The sequence below is a fragment of the Microbacterium sp. GXF6406 genome, assembly GCF_054798215.1.
Window position 1 is genome coordinate 57,266 of the sequence record NZ_JBSJZH010000002.1, and the last position, 19,052, is coordinate 76,317.

Consider the following 19,052-nt stretch of genomic DNA (forward strand, 5'->3'; position numbering starts at 1 on the left):
TGGTCTCGTGTCCGCCCGCGGTCAAACATGAGTCAAACAATCAGAACGCCACGAGAGTGAATGAATACCCTGGTCAGCTCTCAATTTCAGCATCAGCATCCTGTCTCTGAGCGCTGACGGATCAAGAACTGATCAAGCAAGATCGTCGACCTTGGCCCAGAACGGTATGTAACGCCTGCTCTTAGCCCCGACCGACTCGTTCTCGAGGACGAGCAATCCACTCGCAAGGGCATCGCGCAGGACCCTCGAGACTTGTGCACTGTTGCCGTCCGGGATCCCGAACCTCTCTCGAACGGACGAGTTGGTCGTGGGCTCGCCCGAGACGTGTCGGAGTGCAGCATGCAAGAAGACGGCCTCGACCCGCTCGCTCGCTGTCATCTCGGCGAAGCTCCGAGGCGCGAACAAAGTGACCTTCGTGTGATCTGCATCCACCATGATCTTCGGTGCGGGCAACTGATGCAGCTCGACCTGAGCTGCGATCTTCTCCCACCCGGACCCGCGCTCCTCCGAAATGTGCGCACGAGTCATAAACGAAGCGAGCGCTTCATTGCGCGAGGGTGGACGCGGCCCGAGGAATCTCCGAACGCTGATCAGCGGCTCACCCGGATTGGTGAACTCGATGCGGTTCGCAAACACCTCGATCATCGGACCGCTGCCGTCGATCGTGAAATCCTGGTGAATAAGCATGTTTGCAACAAGTTCACGAACAACGAGATCCGGGTAGAGAGGCGCGTCCCTTCGTAGGCCGCCCTCAACGCTTTCGCTCCGTGGAAGCACCGCCGCCAGGTATTGCATCAGCCGCTCGAAACCCGCAGCGTACCCCCGCTTGCCCGTATCGTCACGAATCGCTTCTGCTCGGCTCGTTGTCCGATACTCCGTGACGCGCGTCGCTTTTCGACTCACGCTCGGAAAATCAAGGAGATCTCGCGCGAACAACAAGGCGCCGAGATTCGTGATCGAAGTGCCGTTGTCCGATCGCGTCAGGATGCCCTCGGCAACAAGCCGGTCGGCGATCCCCGATCTCGTTGCAGGGAGGTCTCCCCCGATAAGGTCAAAATACTCCCCATGGGAAAGCAGCGCGATCGCTGCTTCATCTGTGAGGTTTCGCCGCGCAGTACCCGACTCAAAAGTCGTGCCGCGGAATGCCTCCCACAACCGAGCCTCATACTCGGGATGATTGCGCAGCGGCTTCTTATATGTCCCGATTCGCACATATCGCTCGGAGCGAAACGCAACGGGACGGTCACGGGCCGCATCGATCTCAAGCAAGACGGCCGCCACGCCATCACCTGTAACGACGGATCGGAACTCGAAGTACACCTGCGGATCAAGGTTGCGAGTGAGCCATGAGATGAGTTCCTCGCCGCCCTGCCTTGTCGAGGCCGCCTCGAAGGAGGTCCCAACCACAGCGTGGTCGCTGTCTCGCACACCCCACACCAGATAGGCGTGCGTTCGTCCGGCGATGACAGCGCTATTCGCGAGCGCCGAGATGTACTCACCGATCTCGCGAGGATCAGCGTTGTTCTCCTTGAACTCCAACCATGGCTGCTCAGCCGGCTCAGCGCACAGCTGTGCCAGCAATCTCTGATCTGCTGACAACTGCGGCACAGCCCCGAGCCTAGAGGAGGCATCGGACATTCGATCGGCACCACCGGGCTCAGCCTGTTCGACAGATCTGTCCGCGACCAGCGCAGGACGCCGCTCAGAATGCGGTGTGCGGCGCCCTCAGCTCCGAGCTTGCCGTCGATCTTGAACGCTTCACTGCCGATGAAGACCGCGAGCGGTGCGAGTAACGAATCCGGCAGTTGCCGAGTGAGCACCTCCCCAGCCGCCCGTGATCTTCTCGCCCGCGAACTCATTGACCTTCGATCGCTCTCGCCACACCCCGAACACCACAACCGGCCGCGGTCGTGGCCGACGCACCGGAAGAGATCAACCTCCACGGCACCGGACTCGTCGCAGACGAAGCGCCCTGAGCCCGGGCCAGATGGGGCACCCGAGCATGAACACGACCGAGCGCATCCACACGTTTTGGCCTATGAGCCGCACCGCCGCCTCAAGACTGCGGCAAGGGATGCCCTCAGCTAAAGGGTGAGCCAGGGCCTCTTGGCCAGCCCGGCACGTTGAGATTAGCGCTCAGCTGACCGGTGGGAGATGAGCGAGGCTGATTTCTGCTGGCGCTGGCATGCCGGTCACGTCACTGCGCGACGTGCATACCCCGGCTCGCAACGAACGCCTCGAACACCGGCACGAATTCTGCTTCCGTGACGATGGGGATGCCATGGCGTCGAGCCGTGTTCGCTTTCCCCGATTGGCTCGCCGGATCCGCGACGACAAGCACGACGCAGTTCTTCGTCACACTGCCCGTGATGAATCCCGCATCGGAGAGTGCCCGTGACCATTCCTCCCGCGATCGGCTCATCGCGCCGGTGAAAACGACACGGGCGCCGGGCACCAACCGGAACTCGGCTCCCGTCGGTGCCGGTTGACCGGTGCCGTCTCCACGCAGCTTCACGAGCGGCGCACCCGCTGCGGCCGTCGCCGCGATCACGGCCGGTCCCTCATGCGCGGCGGATTCCGCGGTGGAGACCGGCAGCGCCTGCGACGGGTCGGGAAGGTCGAGAATGGTGGCTATCTGGGTCAGATCTCGCCGTTCGGCTGCCGTGAGCACGCCGTCGGCAGCCGCTTCCTCGTAGGCGGCGGAAAGATACTGTTCATGCAGCGCACGGATGCGCTCCGCATCGAGTCGGGCGACCTCAGCGATCGCGTCGAGTCGCGAGAACTCCCCCGTGGAGATCAGCCCGTCTTCGAGCACCCGCGCGAGCATGTCGAGATAGACCGCTCCTCCGGCATCATTCGCATCGAGCGGGATGCTGACGCGTTCCCACAGCGGGAGAGTCACGGTATCGATGAAGACTTGCAAGGCCGCAGGAGCCGGCCGTTCGATGCGGCGCACCGCACCAGCGTCTGATTCCAGAGGGAAGACCGCGCGCAATGCCGCGGCGTCCCAGCTCGGTGTGTTGCCCGCCGAGCGCAGCAATGCTCCCATAACCTCGGCCGCGGCCCGGGCATCACCCAGCGCCGCGTGCGCAGAGGTGTTCGCGATACCGAGCGTCGCGCACACTTCACTCAGCTTCGACGCCCCGAAGAGATGGCGCGACCAGAGCATCGTGCACAGCGCGGCATACCCCTCGGGCAGCGCATACCCACTGCCATCGAGCTCGGCCCGGAGAAAACGCAGGTCAAAAGCCTGATTATGCGCTGCGACCACGCGCCCGCTGAGCATACCGACCATGTGCCCGGCTATATCACTGAACAGGGGCGCATCGACGACATCGGACGCACGGATGCCGTGCACATGAGTCGGCCCGACATCGCGCTGCGGATTGACGAGGGTCGTCCACTCGCCCTCAATGCCGCCGTCCTCGTCGACGAGGACGACGCCGATCTCGACGATGCGGTCCCCTCTGCCCGGGGAGAATCCCGTCGTCTCGAGATCGATGACCGCATACCCCATGCCCGCTCCTCAGCGTCGTGTCCTGATCACATGCTGGCAGAGGGCACGGACATCATGGCCTTCACCGGCCGGGTCAGTCCTCGAGGAGACCTGTGACAGCATCGAGGAGACCGGGTTCACACCCCGGACGCCGTGGGCTTCAGTCCTCCTTCGACGAGATACGAGCCGATGTCGGCCCACGCATCCGCATCATCGACGCCCCATTTCTCGCCGTACTTGTCGTGGAACTGCATGATGTTGTCGGCGATCTCGATGAGATTCCAGGTGAGCGCAAGACTCGCATCGCTTCTGCCCGTGTGCATAAGGCTGCTCAGCCTGCCCTGCGACTCGTTCAGCGCATGCCATCTGATGCGGAAGATTCGGAAGACATTGCGTGCTCGCTGGACCGCCCAGATGAGCATGAAGTACGCCTCGATCGCTTCCAAGCGAGTCGGCGTCGCAGCCTCTGCACTCCCGTAGAGGAGCGCCCCGATGACGTTGCGCGCCTGCGCCGTCTCACCTGAGGTGAGCGAGACGTGGAGATCCGCAAGGGCCTGCCGTCGATCGCGGAGACGCACCAACCCGAAACCGATGCCAGCCAGCAATGCGGTCACGACGGTGAACGCCAAGGTTGCCCAGGCGGCCAGGTCCCCCAGGCCCGAGAACTGCAACCCGATGGCTGCAGTGCCTTCGGTAGTCATGACGTCGCGCCGGACTCGTCGTCGATGACCTTGAACTCAGGCAGCTCAGCGATCAGCCGCTGCGTCTCGATGCTGACGGTGACGAGCGAGCGGATGAGATTCACGACGTATCGCGGGTCGTCGTGCTCGCGCAGCCACGCGTTCGGGTCGTTCACGATGCCCGACTTCGCGTCGGTAGTCACCTTGTAGCGGTCGATCACCCACTCCAGCGGGCTGCGTCCGCCCACTTTGTAGAGCGCCTCCTCCTCGGGGATACCGGTGATCGTCAGATGCGCGTTGTAGCGGATGCCGCTGTGATCCTTGCGGCTGAGCCAGGACAGCTTGTCGATGTGGTAGAGCTCGAACGGATCGGTCGGCGGATCGAGCGAGGTGATCTGCTCGCCGAGGTCGGCCTGTTCCACCGCCTCGTAGTCGACGTGCAGTTCCGCCAGCTCGCGGCCGATCCGGGCGTAGTCGACGAAGCCCTGCACCTGCGGGATGCGCGGAAGCATCTTCTGCAGATCGGCGGCATACGTCTCCCGATAGGTCGGGTGATGCAGCAGCGCGTAGATCCCGTAGAAGATGTCGTCCTTCGTGACTACCTCGCCGTGCTGCGCCCGGTACGCATCGAGCGTCGCATCGGTGATGTTGTCGACGCGACGGTACCCGTCGACAACGACGTCGTCCTCGGATGCCGTGAGTGCATCGAAGTTGAAACCCTCGTCCGTCGTGGTGACGGGCTCCCACAAGAAACGTGCGAAAACCTGATTACCACCATTCGGAGTTCCGGAGTGCATAAAGCCAGTGAGCCACGGCGCGAAGTTCGCTGCCGACGCCCCCTGGGGAACGATCATGGCAATGTTCTCCTGCGATCCCGTCGGCCACATGGCGGCCGCAAGCCCCGGGCGATCGATGAATGGTCGATCGAACCACAGCCACATCTTGGTGAAAGGTCGGTAACGAGATACCACAGCAGCGCTTGAACGGGCACTCAGTGGTCTATTACGCCGACGGAGTGCATCGAAGCCGCTGGACCAACTAATCGACCGAGGATCAGGCTTTTCATCGGGGGTATCGAGCAACCTGTTGAACTCGGCGACGGTTCGACCAGCGCCAGATGCAACCTCTTCGCGGTCAAAGTTGTACACCCATGGGTCGCGAGCTGTGTTGATGCCATTCGAGAAGTCGACGAAAACTCCTGCTGTCTCCCCACGCCCCTTTGTCCTCTTATCGCCAATCGGCTGCCACCGAGAGAAGCGCTCGTCACGTTGGTTGATCCAGTCACCCGCTTCATTCGCCTGAACGAGACTGAAGTGGCTCCCCTCAGTCGACGCCTCACCAGCAATTTTGTCGAGCTTCTCCTCGCGACTGAGGTAATCGCCGATATCGGCATAGAGCACACGCGCAGGACCCTCATGCCCCCTGTTCTTCACCAGGATCGTGATCGCGACTCCTGTCTGAGACCCCTCGCCGAACACGTTGCCCGCTTCGCGTCGGCGAACTTCGCCCATGTGCCGCGCGTTCCCTCGCAGGTTGTAGACGATGACGTCGCTAAACTCTTCCACCCAGCTCAGACGAACGCCGTCCCCTGTGCCACCATCCACAAAGCCGGAATTCGACACGAAGGCTATAACTCCTCCGTTGCCCAGACGGTCTGTAGCCCACCGCAGTGCCCGATAATACGAGTCGTACAGCCCGTTCTTGAGCGTCGCCATAGACCGTTTCGCGTACGTCTCAGCGATCCGAGCATCCGTCTTCGGGTACTTCGCATTTTGCGCCCCGTCGTTCGCACTCGACTGCCCCGCCCGGTACGGAGGATTCATCACGATGACATCGACCGGCGTCGCGCGCTGCTTCTCCAGCCGCTCGGTGTTCTCCGGGAACACTCCACCGGCGAGCTCGTTGTCTCGCTCGTCCATCGCGAACGTATCAGTGAGCGAGATCCCTGCGAACCCGCCCGCGGCCGGCTCCACGCCGTGCTCGGCGCACAGCTCGCGGTACACGCTCTCGATGTTGACGGCGGCGATGTAATAGCTCAGCAGCACGATCTCGTTGGCGAAGAGCTCCTGCGTGTACTTGCGTGTGAGATCTTCCGGCTTGATCAGCCCGGTCTGCATGAGGCGGGTTAGGAAAGTCCCCGTCCCGACGAACGGTTCGAGGATGTTCACACCCTCATCGCTCAACCTCTTGCCGAAGTGCTGGTGCAGTGCGGCATCCGCCGATCGCAGGATGTAGTCGACGACCTCGACAGGCGTGAACACGATGCCCATGCGGTCGGCCAGCAGCGGGAACGCCTTCGTGAAGAACTTGTCGTAGAGCGTGACGAGCATCTGCTGCTTCGCGCCGACCGTCTCGAGCCCGCGGATCTTCTCGGTGACTTTGCCGTAGAACGCATCAAGCGGTTCGCGCTCGCGGGCGAACGCGGCATTCTCGTCAAACCTCGAGAGCACCTGCTCCATCGCGACGGAGACCGGGTTGTCTTGCGTGAACGACCCCTCGGGGAACATCGCTTCGAACACCGGCTTGGTGATGAGGTGCTGGGCGAGCAGCTCGATCGCCTCGGGCTCCGTGACGTCCGGATTCACGGTGGCGCGCAGCGCTGTGAGGAAGTTCACGAACGGCGCACGGTCGTTCTCGGGTGCGGCCAGATGCGCCTGGATGAGCGCGATGAACCGCTTGGCGATCAGTTCGATGTCGCCGGCCCAGTCGTCCCAGTACATGCGGTCGCCGACCTTGGCGACGAGCTTCGCGTAGACCGAGTCCTTCCAGGTATCCGCGCTCGAGCTCAGCCCAGGGAGTGTCTGGGGCACATGATCCGGGCCGACCTCCGTGCCGTCGCCATCCGTCGGGTCGCTCGGCGTCTCGAACGCCGAGCCCTTCCTCGGCTTCTTCGATGTGAGGCTGATGCGCTCGATCAGCACCTGCTCGGGCAGGCGTCCGGTGTACACAGCCTGGTTGATCGCCGTATCGAGACGCTCGTCATGGGCGCGCAGCGCCTGCAGCACCTGCCACACGACCTTGTAGCGCTCGTTGTCGTTGAGCGCCTCTTCCGGCGAGACTCCGGCGGGGATCGCGATCGGCAGCACGATGTATCCGAGCCGCTTGCCGGCTGCGCGCCGCATCACGCGCCCGACGGCCTGTACGACGTCGACCTGGCTCTTGCGCGGGCTGAGGAACAGCACCGCATCGAGGCTCGGCACATCCACGCCCTCGCTGAGGCAGCGGGCGTTCGTCAGCACTCGGGCGACCGGCCGGCCGTACTGGTCCTGTTCGGGTGCGCCCTTCAGCCAATCGAGCAGCTCACCGCGCTGGGTGGCGTTCATCGTGCCGTCGACGTGCTGCGTCTGAACGGTCAGGTCATCCGTCGGGTCATCGTTCTCGATGTTCGACAGATGCCCCTCGACGAGGGCGGTGAAGTCGCCGGCGACGCCCTGCGATGTCGCGATGTCCTTCGCGAACGCGACCGCACGACGCATCGGTGCAGCATCCGCGCCGAAGCCCTCCGCGATGGTGCCCGCATTGCGTTTGGCGAGCGCGTTCCAGCATCCGATGAGCTTCGCCACATCGGTGACGGCGAGCTCACGCCCCTCCTGCGCGAGTTCTTGCTGCAGCGTATCGACGATCTCGTCCTCGCTGATGCCCAGTACGACCACCTTGTAGTCGGTGAGCAGCTCCTGACGGACCGCCTCATCGAAGCCGATGCGGTACAGCACGGGCCCGAACAGCGTCTCGTCGTCCATCGAGACGAGCTCGGCGGACTTCTGGGAGGCGGCGTTCTTCACCTCGGGCGCGAAGATGCGCGGAGTCGCCGTCATGTAAACGCGGGCGGATGCGGGGATCACGGCGTTGTCGTGGATCTTGACGAAGTGCGACTCGCTCTCATCCGCGAGGGTGACACCGGTCGTGCGATGCGCCTCATCGCAGATGACGAGGTCGAACGTGTCGCCGCGCAGTCGCTGCGCCTCGGAGACAGCTTCGATCGACTGGTAGGTCGAGAACACGACGGTCAGCCCCTCGTGCTCCTCCTCGACATCGCCGAGAAGGGCCGCGAGCTTCGTGCCGTCAGTCGTCGCCGGCGCGCCGAGGTCCTCAAGCATGACGCTCGTCAGGTCGGCGTTCTTGCGCCGACCGATGTTCGCGTCCGACCCGACCGCGAACGCACGGAAGCCGAGCTCCGGATCGCGCTCGCGCGACCACTCCTCCAGCGACTGCTGCAGCAGTGCCAGCGACGGCACCATGAACAGCACGGAAGCCGTTCCCCCGGCGCGCTCGTTCGTCCAGCGCTCGGCGAGCTTGAGCGCGGTGAAGGTCTTCCCCGTACCGCAGGCCATGATGAGCTTGCCTCGGTCGGCACCGTTGCCAGGGGCAAGCCCATCCATGACCGAGCGCAACGCTTCATGCTGGTGGGCGCGCAAGTTCTTGCGCTCATGCCGCTGCGGCGCGACCTCCGGCTTCAGCAACTCATAGGTCGACCAGTCGACGGTGCTGTGCCGCAGCTCATCGAGAGTGACGCGCTTGACCGGCTTCGACCGGTTCTTCAGCGCCTCCTCGGCGTTCTTCGACCACGGCGCTGACGTGGTGTCGATGACGAGCCCCTCCGTGAAGGGTTCGCGACCCAGCGCTTCGAAGAACGAATCGAGATCGCTCTTCTGCATCCGGTGCTCTTCCTGGAAGAACTTCACCTGCACCGCCAACAGCCCACCGCCCTGGACTTCGGCGACGATGTCAATCCCGGTGTCGGGCAATCCCTCCCGCCCGGGCCAGTCCTTCCACAGCCAGACCGCGCCGAGCTGGTCGGCTCGCAGCGGCTCCACTGTCAGGTAATGACGGGCCAGTTCCTCGAGGTAATTGCCGAGCATCCGCTTGCTGTCTGCGAGCGCGCGGAACTCCGCCAGCAGCTCGTCCAGCGCGGTCTCGTACACAGCGTCGTCGGCCATCGACGTCCTCCCCGGGTTCTGCACACCCCGGGTAGGTACTTGTACCCGGGTTTGTTAACCCTGGCACAAGTCACGGACATTCCAGACGCTTGAGAGATGCCCCGCGTTCCCTCTCCTGCCGCCGCGCACATCGGGGACCGCATCCGCTCTACCCGCGAGTCGTCGACGATGACTCAAGATCAGCTCGCGGTGCGCGCGGACATCGATTCGTCGAACGTGCGCGCATACGAATCGGGCAGGGCGATGCCGAGCATCCACACGCTGCTGCGCATCGCAACGGCGATGCACACGCCGCTGGACTATTTCCTGACGGGCCTCACCCTGGAGATGTTCCCGGTCACGGCGTCAGACGGCCGCCGCCGAGCCGGCTGAGCTCCCGCACGGACAAACACGCCTGCCCAGCCGGGTAAAATTGACCCTTATGCCCCGAAACATCTTTACCCGAATCCTGCTGGGCGTCCCCGCGGCCGCAGCAGCCCTCACTCTCGTCGCCTGCACCGGCGGCGGCATCCAGCGTCCGAGTGCTGAAGAGCTCAGCTCCGGCATCTCCACGATCCTGACGAACGTCGGCCAGGACGGCGTCTACACCGAGGAGCAGATCGACTGCTTCGCGGAGAAGTTCCTCGTCGCGCAGCTGCCCGATCAGGACCTCGCGAGCCTCGCCGCCGGTCGTGACGAGCAGTCCTCGGAGTCGGTGAAGGCCCTGGTCACGACGACCATGCAGGAGGCGACGGTCACCTGCACGGCTCAGTGAGCCGTCGCCGTGCCGGTCGGCGCGGCGAATGACGAAGGAGCGGATGCCTTGGCATCCGCTCCTTCGTCATTTCAGGCCCGCGACTGGGGCCGGGTGGCTCCGCGCGTATCGAGGGCGAGCTCCTCGGCGTCGATCGCGGTGAGCAGCTCGCGCATGACCTCCTCGTCGAGGTTGTCGGCGTCGCGCTCGGCGAGCAGCACCTCGCGCCGCACGTGCAGCCAGCCCTTCGACAGGGCGACGAGGTCCTCGTACGAGGGCCGAGGCACCGAGTCCTCGACGACCTGGATCTGCTGGGTGTCGGTCTCGATCTTCGTGAGTCGCTTGGCGAACATGTCGAAGACCTTCATGTCGCCCGTGCCGTACTTCTCGGCCCATTCGGTGCGCTTGGTCTCAAGGTAGGCGAGGCCGGCCTGGTTGCTGCGCCGGCGGACCGCGGCGATCTCCCGGGCATCCTGCGCGTGGTCGACATCGCTCGCAACGCCCAGCCCACGGATGAGGAACGGCAGGGTCAGCCCCTGCAGGAGCAGGGTGGCGACGGTCACGATGAAGGCGACGACGACGATCGCGTGCGCGGCGCTGAGCTCGAGGGCGGCGATGTCGGATGCTGCGAGCGCGGTCGCCAGCGTCACCACACCGCGCATTCCCGCCCACGAGATGATCGCGTTGTCCTTGGCGCTGAGCGCCGGCTCGGTCATGCGGCGGCGCATCTGCTCGGGTGTGAGGGGTTCGCGGCCCGAACGCTTCTGAGCCTTCTGCTCGTAGCGTCCCGCGGCCATCGCCTTCTCCCAGCGGCGCAGCCGCCCGCGCTGCTGCCAGCGCGCGAGCGCGTGGGCCGGGTAGATGAAGGCGGGACGCACGAGGAGAACGGCGAGCAGCACGGCCCCGGACAGGATGAGGATGTGCTGCACGGACTCGGCGCCGAGGTCGGCGAGCACGCGACGGAACTGCAGACCGATGTATGCGAACACGAAGCTCTCGAGCAGGAAGTCCATCGACAGCCACAGCGGAGCCTCCTGCTGGCGGGTCGTGTAATTGGTGCGCGGCGCGTTGAACCCGACGTACAGCCCCATGGCGACGACGGCGAGCACGCCGGAGCCGCCCAGGTGCTCGGCGATCGCATACGCGCCGAACGGCACGAGAAGACCGAAGGTTCCGATCACGACGGGGTCGGCGACCCGCATGCGCAGCTGGTGCAGCGCGATGCCGAAGACGAGTCCGATCACGATGCCGACAACGACCGCGACGGCGAACTGCCAGATGCCGTCCCAGACGCTGATCGTGGCTCCGGCCACCATCGCCGCGAACACCCGGTACAGCGTCAGCGAGGTGGCGTCGTTGATGAGGCTCTCCCCCGACAGCACCGTCATGATGCGGCGGGGAAGTCCGAGCTTGCGTCCGATGGCCGCGGCGGAGACGGCATCCGGCGGGGCGACGATCGCGCCGAGCAGCAGCGCTCCCGGCAGAGTCAGCGACGGCATGATCCACCAGGCGACGAGTCCCACGACCACCGTCGTCAGCAGCACGAGCCAGATGCCCAGGCGCCGGATCTGCGGCAGGCTGCGCTTGAAGCCGACGAACGAGACATCCAGCGCCGCCGAGTACAGCAGCGGCGGCAGCACCAGGTTCAGCAGCACGTGCCCGTCGACGTCCAGCTCGGGGATGAAGGGCAGAAAGGATGCCGCGAGCGCAACGACCGTGACCAGGAGCGGTGCCGGCCACCCCCGCCAGCGTGCGATCGCCGCCACGATGACGGAGCCGACCAGCACGAAGAACAGCAGGGTTTCCATGCGAGAAGAATATCCCCCGCGCCAATCCGTCTCCCCGGGGAATGAGCCCGCGGTCACGTGGGTTGCATCGGATGATGACTGCTGCCGCCCCCGCCCTCTCCGTGCTCGATCTCGTCCCCGTGTCGACGGGCCAGACCAGTGCCGAGGCGATTTCCGCGTCCCTCTCCCTCGCCGCGGCCGCCGACCGGCTGGGATACCGCCGCTACTGGTTCGCCGAGCACCACAACATGCCGGCCGTGGCATCCACGACCCCTCCCGTGCTGATCGCGGCCGCCGCCGCCCGCACCACCCGCATCCGTCTCGGATCCGGTGGCGTCATGCTCCCGAACCACTCCCCGCTCATCGTCGCCGAGCAGTTCGCGGCCCTCGAGGCGATCGCCCCCGGACGCATCGATCTGGGCCTGGGCCGAGCCCCCGGCAGCGATCCCGTGATCACGCAGCTGCTGCGCGGTTCCGGTCCGACGAGCGATGTCGAGCAGTTCCCCCGGCACGTGCAGGACATCTCGGCGCTTCTGGGTGCCGAGGGCGCGACCGTGCGGTTCACCTCCGGCGGCGAATACACGGTGCGCGCGACGCCCGCTGCGACCGGTGTCCCCGAGGTGTGGCTGCTGGGCTCGAGCGACTACTCGGCTCAACTCGCGGCATCCCACGGCCTGCCCTACGTCTTCGCGAACCACTTCTCGGGCCACGGCCTCGAACGCGCCCTCGACCTGTACCGCACCGGCTACCAGCCCAGCGAGGAGCACCCCGAGCCGCGCACGTTCCTGACGATCAACGCGGTCGCCGCACCCACCGCCGCCGAGGCGGAGGAGCGCGCTCTCCCCCAGCTGCGCATGATGGCCCGGCTGCGCCTGAACAAGCCGCTCATCGCGCTCGAAACCATCGAGGAGGCGCTCGCCGCCTCACCCGACGACGCCACGACGCAGACCGTCGAAGCGGCACGCTCACGCTGGTTCGTGGGAACCGGAGAATCGGTCGCCGCCGAGCTGCAGGCGTTCGCGGCGAAGTACGGCGTCGACGAGGTCGATGATCTCACCGGTCGCCGGCGTCTACGAGAGCGAGCCGCGCGACACAGCGCCCGGACGCACGCAGACGCTCGAGCTCATCGCCGCCGCGCAGGCCGCCGCGGCGAACTGAATCGGGTCAGTCCTCGGGCTCGCCCGAGAGCAACCCGCGCAGCCAATCGCGCGCCTCGACGAAGACATCGTCGGCGTAGCGCTCGGGGTACTGCACGATCTGGCGGTCGGCCCGCGGGTAGGACCCGAGGAACACCACGCGCGGACTGAAGCGCCGGATTCCCAGCAGGGCATCGGCCATGCGCTCGTCGCTCAGATGCCCGTCCGCATCGATCACGAACCGGTAGCGTCCGAGCTCGTCGCCGATCGGACGCGACTCGATGAGTGAGAGGTTGATGCCGCGGGTCGAGAACTGCTCGAGCATATCGAGCAGCGCACCGGGACGGTCATGGGGAAGCTCGACGATGAGCGAGGTCTTATCGGCGCCCGTCGGATCCGGCGCCGCGGTCGTTCGCGTCACGAGCACGAAGCGGGTGACGGCCGAGGTGTTGTCTCCGATCTCACTCGCGAGAACCTCGACATCGTGGTGCGCGACGATGTTCGGCGGGGCGATCGCTGCCTGAGCCAGCGACGAACCATCGAGCACCCCGATGGCGGATGCCACATTGCTGGCAGCGGGAACATGCGAGTGGTCGGGAAGATTCTCGCCCAGCCAGGCGTGGCACTGGGCATAGGCGACCGGGTGCGCGGCGATCGTGGTGACCTGATCGAGCGTCGTCCCGGGGGCGGCGACCAGCACGAAGTTCACCCGGACGAGATACTCACCGATGATGCGCAGGCCCGGAAGCGTCGCCAGAGCATCCTGCGTGGTCGAGACGCCCCCCTCGATCGAGTTCTCGATCGCGATCATCGCAGCATGGCTGCGCCCCTCGAGCACATCGGCGAGCGCCTCACCGACGTTGTGCACGGCACGCCGATCATGGCCTCGGGCTTCAGCGACCTGATCGAGGGCTGCTTCGGTGAAGGTGCCCGCCGGGCCCAGGTAGCTGTAAGTGCGCCGTTCTGTCACGCGTTTCAGACTAGTCGCCGGTGCCACGTCCGCGAGCCAAAAGAGGCACACTTAAGACATGACCAGCCGTGCAGGCCTCCCCGCGGAGGAAAGTGACCTCATCGATGTCGACGAACTGATCGCGGCGTACTACGACCGCCATCCCGATCCGGCCGTCGTCGCCGAGCGCGTCGCGTTCGGCACGAGCGGCCACCGGGGGTCGTCGCTTTCCGGCAGCTTCAACGAGAACCACATCCTCGCCACCACCCAGGCGATCGTCGACTACCGACGCGAGCAGGGCGTCACCGGCCCCCTGTTCCTCGGCCGCGACACGCACGCCCTCTCCCTGCCCGCCGAGCGCACCGCGATCGAAGTCCTCGTCGCCAACGGCGTCGATATCCGCGTCGATTCCCGCGACTCGTACGTACCGACGCCGGCGCTCAGCCACGCGATCCTCACCCATAACCGCGAGCTCGCCCCCGGCGCATCCGGACGCGCCGACGGCATCGTCGTCACCCCCTCGCACAACCCGCCCCGCGACGGCGGGTTCAAGTACAACCCGCCGCACGGCGGCCCCGCCGACACCGATGCCACCGGCTGGATCGCCGACCGAGCCAACGCCCTCATCGAGGGCGGGCTCGTCGATGTGAAGCGCGAGAGCTTCGCCGACATCGACTGGGACGCACTGCCCGGCTACGACTTCCGCGACGCCTACGTGCGCGACCTGCCCTCGATCATCGACATCGATGCGATCAAGCGCGCGGGCGTGCGCATCGGCGCCGACCCGCTCGGCGGCGCATCCGTGGACTACTGGGCCCTCATCGCCGAGATGCACGGCATCGACCTGACTGTCGTCAACCCCGAGGTCGACCCGACCTGGCGATTCATGACGCTCGACTGGGACGAGAAGATCCGCATGGACCCCTCCTCCCCCTCGGCGATGGCCTCCCTCGTCGCTCAGAAGGGCGACTTCGACGTCCTCACGGGCAACGACGCCGATGCCGACCGTCACGGCATCGTCACCCCCGACGCGGGGCTCATGAACCCCAACCACTACCTCGCCGTCGCGATCGACTACCTGTTCTCGCACCGCGCCGAATGGCCCCGGGATGCCGCGATCGGCAAGACGCTCGTGTCGTCGATGATCATCGACCGGGTCGCCGAATCCCTCGGCCGGCGCCTGCTCGAAGTCCCCGTCGGCTTCAAGTGGTTCGTACCCGGGCTCCTCGACGGCACCGTCGCCTTCGGCGGCGAGGAGTCCGCCGGGGCATCCTTCCTGCGCAAGGACGGCACCGTCTGGTCGACCGACAAGGACGGCATCCTGCTGTGCCTGCTCGCCGCCGAGATCATCGCCGTCACCGGCAAGAGCCCCTCCGAGCGCTATGCCGAGCTCGAGGAGGCCTTCGGCGCATCCGTCTACCAGCGCGTGGATGCCCCGGCCACCCCGGCGCAGAAGGCCACTCTCGCGAAGCTCGCCCCCGAGGCTGTGACGGCGACGACGCTCGCAGACGAGAAGATCACCGCCAAGCTCTCGCACGCCCCCGGAAACGGCGCGGCGATCGGCGGCCTCAAGGTGCAGACCGAGAACGCCTGGTTCGCCGCCCGACCCTCCGGCACTGAGGACGTCTACAAGCTCTACGCCGAGAGCCTGCTCGGCTCGGAGCACCTCGCCGAGGTGCAGGCCGAGGCCCGAGCGGTCGTCTCCGCAGCCCTCGACGGCTGATCCGCTGCGCGTGCTCGTCGGCCGATCAGCCGGCGAGCGCACGCGCCAGGCTGGATCCGGCCTCCCGCAGCCAGCGCGCCGGGTCCGCCTGCGAGGCAGTCGACGAACCGGCGATGCTCGTCAGCGAGACGGATGCCGTGAACAGATCCGTATCGGCGTCATCCGTGATCCGGCCCGCGACGACCGCGACGACGATTCCCGCCTCGGCCGCGAGCCCCGCGACGCAAGAGGGCACCTTGCCGTCGCCGGACTGCCCGTCATAAGAGCCCTCGCCCGTGATCACGACATCAGCGGATGCCACAGCATCCGCCAAGCCGATCAGCTGCGCCACCTCGACCGCTCCCGGCACGAGCCGAGCGCCCCACCGGGCAAGAGCAGCACCTGCGCCCCCGGCCGCACCGGCGCCGGGCAGCTCCCGATCGAAATCCGCGACCGCCGCCAACCGCCCCAGCGCCACATCGACCCGGGGGATCTCCTCCGCCGCCAAGCCCTTCTGCGGGCCGAAGACGGCGGCGGCACCGCGCGGCCCCGTCAACGGGTTCGTGACGTCCGAGAGCACGAGGACGTCGGGCGCGGGGCGGAGCCCGGACAGATCGGCCTCATCGATGTCCGCGAGCCCCCGCGCGCCGGAAGCGACCGGCCGATCATCCGCGCCGAGGAACCGCGCGCCGAGCGCCGTGAGCAGGCCCGTGCCGCCGTCCGTCGACGCGCTCGACCCGATGCCGAGCACCAGCCGAGAAACCCCGTGGTCGAGAGCCGCGACGACCGCCTGACCGAAACCCGTCGTATCGGCATCCCACGGTCGCAGCTCATCGACCAGCTCGATCCCCGACGTCGAGGCGAGATCGATCACCGCGGTCCCCCGCGGGGCATCCGGCGACGGCGGCAGCAGCACCCAGTGCGTCTGGACCGGACGCGCGGCCGGACCATCGACGGTGATGGGCATGCGCTGTGCGCCCGCGACGGCGGTGGCGAAAGCATCCACCGTCCCCTCGCCGCCATCGGCCATCGGCCGCATCACGAACTCCGCCCCCGGTTCGACGCTCGCCCACCCCTCGGCGAGCGCACGCGCGGCATCCGCCGCGGCGATCGAACCCTTGAAGCTATCCGGTGCGAGCACGACTCTGGTCATGCTCCCGAGCCTACGTCCGTGCGACTAGCGACCCGCGACGCTCACACGCTCGACCAGCACTGCCGGCACCACCGACGACTCGTCCGCAGCGCACTCCCCGCCCTCGATCTCGGCGACGAGCAGCGCGACCGCCCGGTGCGCGAGAGCCGTGAAATCCTGCCGGATCGTCGTCAGCGGCGGACGGTAGTTCGCAGCCTCCGGAACATCGTCGAAACCGATCACGCTGACGTCCTCGGGAACCCGACGCCCCGACTCCGCGAAGGCGCGGATGAGCCCGAGCGCCATCTGATCATTCGCGCAGAAGACGGCGGTGGCATCCACCAGCGCCGCGCCCGCGGCGAACCCCGCCTCGGCGCTCCAGTCGCCGCGCACGACCGGGGGCGCGAGGACCCCTGCCGCGGCGAGAGCCGAGCGCCACCCGCGTTCACGTTCGGCCGCGGCGAAGGAATCCTCGGGTCCTGCCAGGTGATGCACCGTGGTGTGGCCGCGCGCGAGCAGGTGCTCGGTCGCCGCTGCGGCGCCCCCCACGTGATCGCTGTGCACGGCGACGAGATCCGAGGAAGCCGCAGCGTCGACCACGACCAGCCGCAACCCGGCCGGGCGCTGCGCCTCCGGCACGAGTGCTGAAGCCTCGTTCAGCACGATCGCACCATCGACTTCCTGCTCGGCGAGGCGGTCGAACGCATCCGCGACACTGTCGCCGGCCGTCGCCAGCGTCAGCGCATAGCCGCGCTCGGCTGCTGCCTCGGCCGTCGCCTGAAGCATGCGGGAGTTGCCGACCGTCGCGAGGGTCGTCACGACCAGACCGATGGTCTGCGACCTCCCGGTGCGCAGGGCGCGGGCCGCTCGGTGCGGGCGGTAGCCGAGCTCTTCCATCGCCTGCTCGACGCGGAGGCGCGTCGACGGATCGACCCGCGGGCTGTCGTTGACGACACGGGAGACCGTCTGACCCGAGACACCGGCACGGGCCGCGACCTGCGCCATCGAGACGCGTCCGGTCGCCGAACGGCGGCGCGGCGTCCCATCGTCGCCCCCGAGCACGGACTCGACCTCTCGCGCGGCCGACTGCGCGGTTGCCCGCGCGGCGCTGCGCCTGCGATCATCGCCGGTCATCGCTCTCCCCTGTTCACAACTCCGGAATGTTGACGTTACCACGGCCAATATGCCACGATGTTTACGTGAACACGCACGAATCTCCGGAGTTGTCCGTCACCGAGCTCAGCGCCGGCGTCATCAAGCGCACCACCCGCCTCGCCGATGGCCGCGAACTCTTCTACTACGACGACCCCGGCACGTCCCTGGGCGCGGAGCGCGCCGTCGACGCCCGCGACCTCGACCCGCGCCCCGCCACAGCGAACATGCGCCTCGACGTGCTCACGGGCGACTGGATCACGGTCGCCGCCAACCGTCAGAACCGCGTGATGATGCCCTCGGCCGACGCCGACCCGCTCGCCCCGCAGTCGCCGACGAACCCGTCCGAGGTCCCCTCCCTGTACGACGTCGCGGTGTTCGAGAACCGCTCCCCCGCCTTCGGCCCGGCACTCGCCGAGGCGCTCGGCACGGCCCCCGCCGCCGACGACGCCCCGCAGGGCCTCGACGACCTCGCCGCCCTCGGCCTCGGCCGTACCCGCACCTCTGTCGGCCGCTGCGAGGTCGTCTGCTTCAGCCCCGACCACTCCGGCTCCTTCGGCACGCAGTCGGTCACCCGCGCGCGGACCGTCATCGAGGCATGGGCCGACCGCACCGCGGCGCTGTCTCAGCTGCCCGGAATCCAGCAGGTCTTCCCGTTCGAGAACCGCGGTGAGGCGATCGGCGTCACCCTGCCGCACCCGCACGGCCAGATCTACTCCTACCCCTACGTCACCCCGCGCACGTCCCGCGTGCTCGAGAGCGTCGAGCGCATGGGAACCGATCTGTTCCAGCAGATCCTCGAATCCGAGCAGGCCTCCGAGCGCGTCGTCTTCCGCGGCGAGCACTGGACCGCCTTCGTGCCCTTCGCCGCGCGCTGGCCCCTCGAGGTTCACCTCATGCCCCACCGTCACGTCGCGGACTTCGCCGAGACGAGCGTCACCGAGCGCGATGAGCTCGCCCCGCTCTACCTGAAGCTGCTCGCCGGCGTCGACGCGCTCTACGACACCCCCACCCCGTACATCGCCGCCTGGCACCAGGCCCCCGTGAACATCGGCCGCGACAGCATCCGCCTGCACCTGCAGCTGACGAGCCCGCGCCGCGCCGCCGACAAGATGAAGTTCCTCGCCGGTTCCGAGGCCGCCATGTGGGCCTGGGCCGCCGAGGTCACCCCCGAACAGGGCGCCGCCCGCATCCGTGAGGCCATCGCCCGCGCCGAGAGCACCAGCTCCGAGGAGAACAACGCATGACCACCCCCGCATCCGACGCCGTCGCCCTCTTCGAGCAGCTCACCGGCAGCACCCCGGCGGGCGTCTGGTCCGCCCCCGGACGTGTGAACCTCATCGGCGAG

General features: G+C 66.9%; 13 protein-coding genes and 1 pseudogene. 6 read left to right on the top strand and 8 right to left on the bottom strand.

The window, feature by feature from the left end:
• Positions 1 to 132: 132 nt before the first annotated feature.
• The 4 genes from ACWAUG_RS01865 to ACWAUG_RS01880 all read right to left on the bottom strand — a co-directional run bounded on the left by ACWAUG_RS01865 (position 133) and on the right by ACWAUG_RS01880 (position 9,113).
• The gene (locus ACWAUG_RS01865; protein ID WP_460800809.1) at positions 133 to 1,608 is read right to left on the bottom strand and encodes an ATP-binding protein; all 1,476 of its coding nucleotides are present in this window, start codon (positions 1,606 to 1,608) and stop codon (positions 133 to 135) included.
• Positions 1,609 to 2,197: 589 nt separating this feature from the next.
• Positions 2,198 to 3,517, bottom strand: coding sequence for an exonuclease domain-containing protein (locus tag ACWAUG_RS01870; RefSeq protein WP_460800811.1), 1,320 nt, complete (start codon positions 3,515 to 3,517; stop codon positions 2,198 to 2,200).
• 116 nt (positions 3,518 to 3,633) lie between these two features.
• Positions 3,634 to 4,197, bottom strand: a complete 564-nt coding sequence (locus ACWAUG_RS01875; protein ID WP_460800812.1) for a hypothetical protein — start codon at positions 4,195 to 4,197, stop codon at positions 3,634 to 3,636.
• Complete coding sequence (locus tag ACWAUG_RS01880) at positions 4,194 to 9,113, bottom strand: type ISP restriction/modification enzyme (protein WP_460800814.1); 4,920 nt, start codon at positions 9,111 to 9,113, stop codon at positions 4,194 to 4,196. The genes ACWAUG_RS01875 and ACWAUG_RS01880 overlap by 4 nt, the downstream gene beginning before the upstream one ends.
• A 96-nt stretch (positions 9,114 to 9,209) precedes the next feature.
• Here ACWAUG_RS01880 and ACWAUG_RS01885 point away from each other — a divergent pair, with 96 nt between their 5' ends.
• Together ACWAUG_RS01885 and ACWAUG_RS01890 are read left to right on the top strand one after the other, a co-directional pair.
• Positions 9,210 to 9,485: a helix-turn-helix domain-containing protein gene (locus ACWAUG_RS01885; RefSeq protein ID WP_460800816.1), complete on the top strand. Its 276-nt coding sequence runs from the start codon at positions 9,210 to 9,212 to the stop codon at positions 9,483 to 9,485.
• A gap of 49 nt (positions 9,486 to 9,534) precedes the next feature.
• A complete protein-coding gene (locus ACWAUG_RS01890) occupies positions 9,535 to 9,867 on the top strand; it encodes a hypothetical protein (protein ID WP_460800818.1) in 333 nt (110 codons plus the stop codon).
• Positions 9,868 to 9,938: 71 nt separating this feature from the next.
• On the opposite strand, the gene ACWAUG_RS01895 is transcribed toward ACWAUG_RS01890, so the two are convergent.
• Entirely contained in the window at positions 9,939 to 11,654 is a 1,716-nt protein-coding gene (locus tag ACWAUG_RS01895) for a cation:proton antiporter (RefSeq protein WP_460800820.1), read from the bottom strand.
• A 74-nt stretch (positions 11,655 to 11,728) separates the two neighbouring features.
• Between ACWAUG_RS01895 and ACWAUG_RS01900 the strand changes: the two are divergent.
• Positions 11,729 to 12,791, top strand: a pseudogene (locus tag ACWAUG_RS01900) (MsnO8 family LLM class oxidoreductase).
• Between the two features lie 6 nt (positions 12,792 to 12,797).
• Here the strand turns inward: ACWAUG_RS01900 and pheA are convergent.
• Positions 12,798 to 13,748, bottom strand: coding sequence for a prephenate dehydratase (gene pheA, locus ACWAUG_RS01905; protein ID WP_460801137.1), 951 nt, complete (start codon positions 13,746 to 13,748; stop codon positions 12,798 to 12,800).
• 49 nt (positions 13,749 to 13,797) lie between these two features.
• Here pheA and pgm point away from each other — a divergent pair, with 49 nt between their 5' ends.
• The gene (gene pgm / locus ACWAUG_RS01910; protein WP_460800822.1) at positions 13,798 to 15,441 is read left to right on the top strand and encodes a phosphoglucomutase (alpha-D-glucose-1,6-bisphosphate-dependent); all 1,644 of its coding nucleotides are present in this window, start codon (positions 13,798 to 13,800) and stop codon (positions 15,439 to 15,441) included.
• Positions 15,442 to 15,466: 25 nt separating this feature from the next.
• On the opposite strand, the gene ACWAUG_RS01915 is transcribed toward pgm, so the two are convergent.
• The gene (locus ACWAUG_RS01915; protein WP_460800823.1) at positions 15,467 to 16,573 is read right to left on the bottom strand and encodes a glycerate kinase; all 1,107 of its coding nucleotides are present in this window, start codon (positions 16,571 to 16,573) and stop codon (positions 15,467 to 15,469) included.
• A gap of 24 nt (positions 16,574 to 16,597) precedes the next feature.
• Positions 16,598 to 17,557 carry a LacI family DNA-binding transcriptional regulator gene (locus tag ACWAUG_RS01920; RefSeq protein ID WP_460801139.1) on the bottom strand — a complete coding sequence of 320 codons (960 nt, stop codon included), beginning with the start codon at positions 17,555 to 17,557 and terminating at the stop codon, positions 16,598 to 16,600.
• A gap of 194 nt (positions 17,558 to 17,751) precedes the next feature.
• Between ACWAUG_RS01920 and galT the strand changes: the two genes are divergently transcribed.
• Positions 17,752 to 18,951 (top strand): galactose-1-phosphate uridylyltransferase, encoded by a 1,200-nt coding sequence (gene galT / locus ACWAUG_RS01925; protein WP_460800825.1) that lies wholly within the window; start codon positions 17,752 to 17,754, stop codon positions 18,949 to 18,951.
• On the top strand, positions 18,948 to 19,052 hold a 105-nt coding region (locus ACWAUG_RS01930), incomplete at its 3' end, for a galactokinase family protein (RefSeq protein ID WP_460801140.1). The genes galT and ACWAUG_RS01930, both read left to right, overlap by 4 nt.

Bases quoted from the DNA above. Each gene is read 5' to 3' on its own strand.
- ACWAUG_RS01870 (WP_460800811.1), bottom strand. From the start codon at position 3,517: ATGGGGTATGCGGTCATCGATCTCGAGACGACGGGATTCTCCCCGGGC.
- ACWAUG_RS01875 (WP_460800812.1), bottom strand. From the start codon at position 4,197: ATGACTACCGAAGGCACTGCAGCCATCGGGTTGCAGTTCTCGGGCCTG.
- ACWAUG_RS01880 (WP_460800814.1), bottom strand. From the start codon at position 9,113: ATGGCCGACGACGCTGTGTACGAGACCGCGCTGGACGAGCTGCTGGCG.
- ACWAUG_RS01885 (WP_460800816.1), top strand. From the start codon at position 9,210: ATGCCCCGCGTTCCCTCTCCTGCCGCCGCGCACATCGGGGACCGCATC.
- ACWAUG_RS01890 (WP_460800818.1), top strand. From the start codon at position 9,535: ATGCCCCGAAACATCTTTACCCGAATCCTGCTGGGCGTCCCCGCGGCC.
- ACWAUG_RS01895 (WP_460800820.1), bottom strand. From the start codon at position 11,654: ATGGAAACCCTGCTGTTCTTCGTGCTGGTCGGCTCCGTCATCGTGGCG.
- pgm (WP_460800822.1), top strand. From the start codon at position 13,798: ATGACCAGCCGTGCAGGCCTCCCCGCGGAGGAAAGTGACCTCATCGAT.
- ACWAUG_RS01915 (WP_460800823.1), bottom strand. From the start codon at position 16,573: ATGACCAGAGTCGTGCTCGCACCGGATAGCTTCAAGGGTTCGATCGCC.
- ACWAUG_RS01920 (WP_460801139.1), bottom strand. From the start codon at position 17,557: ATGGCGCAGGTCGCGGCCCGTGCCGGTGTCTCGGGTCAGACGGTCTCC.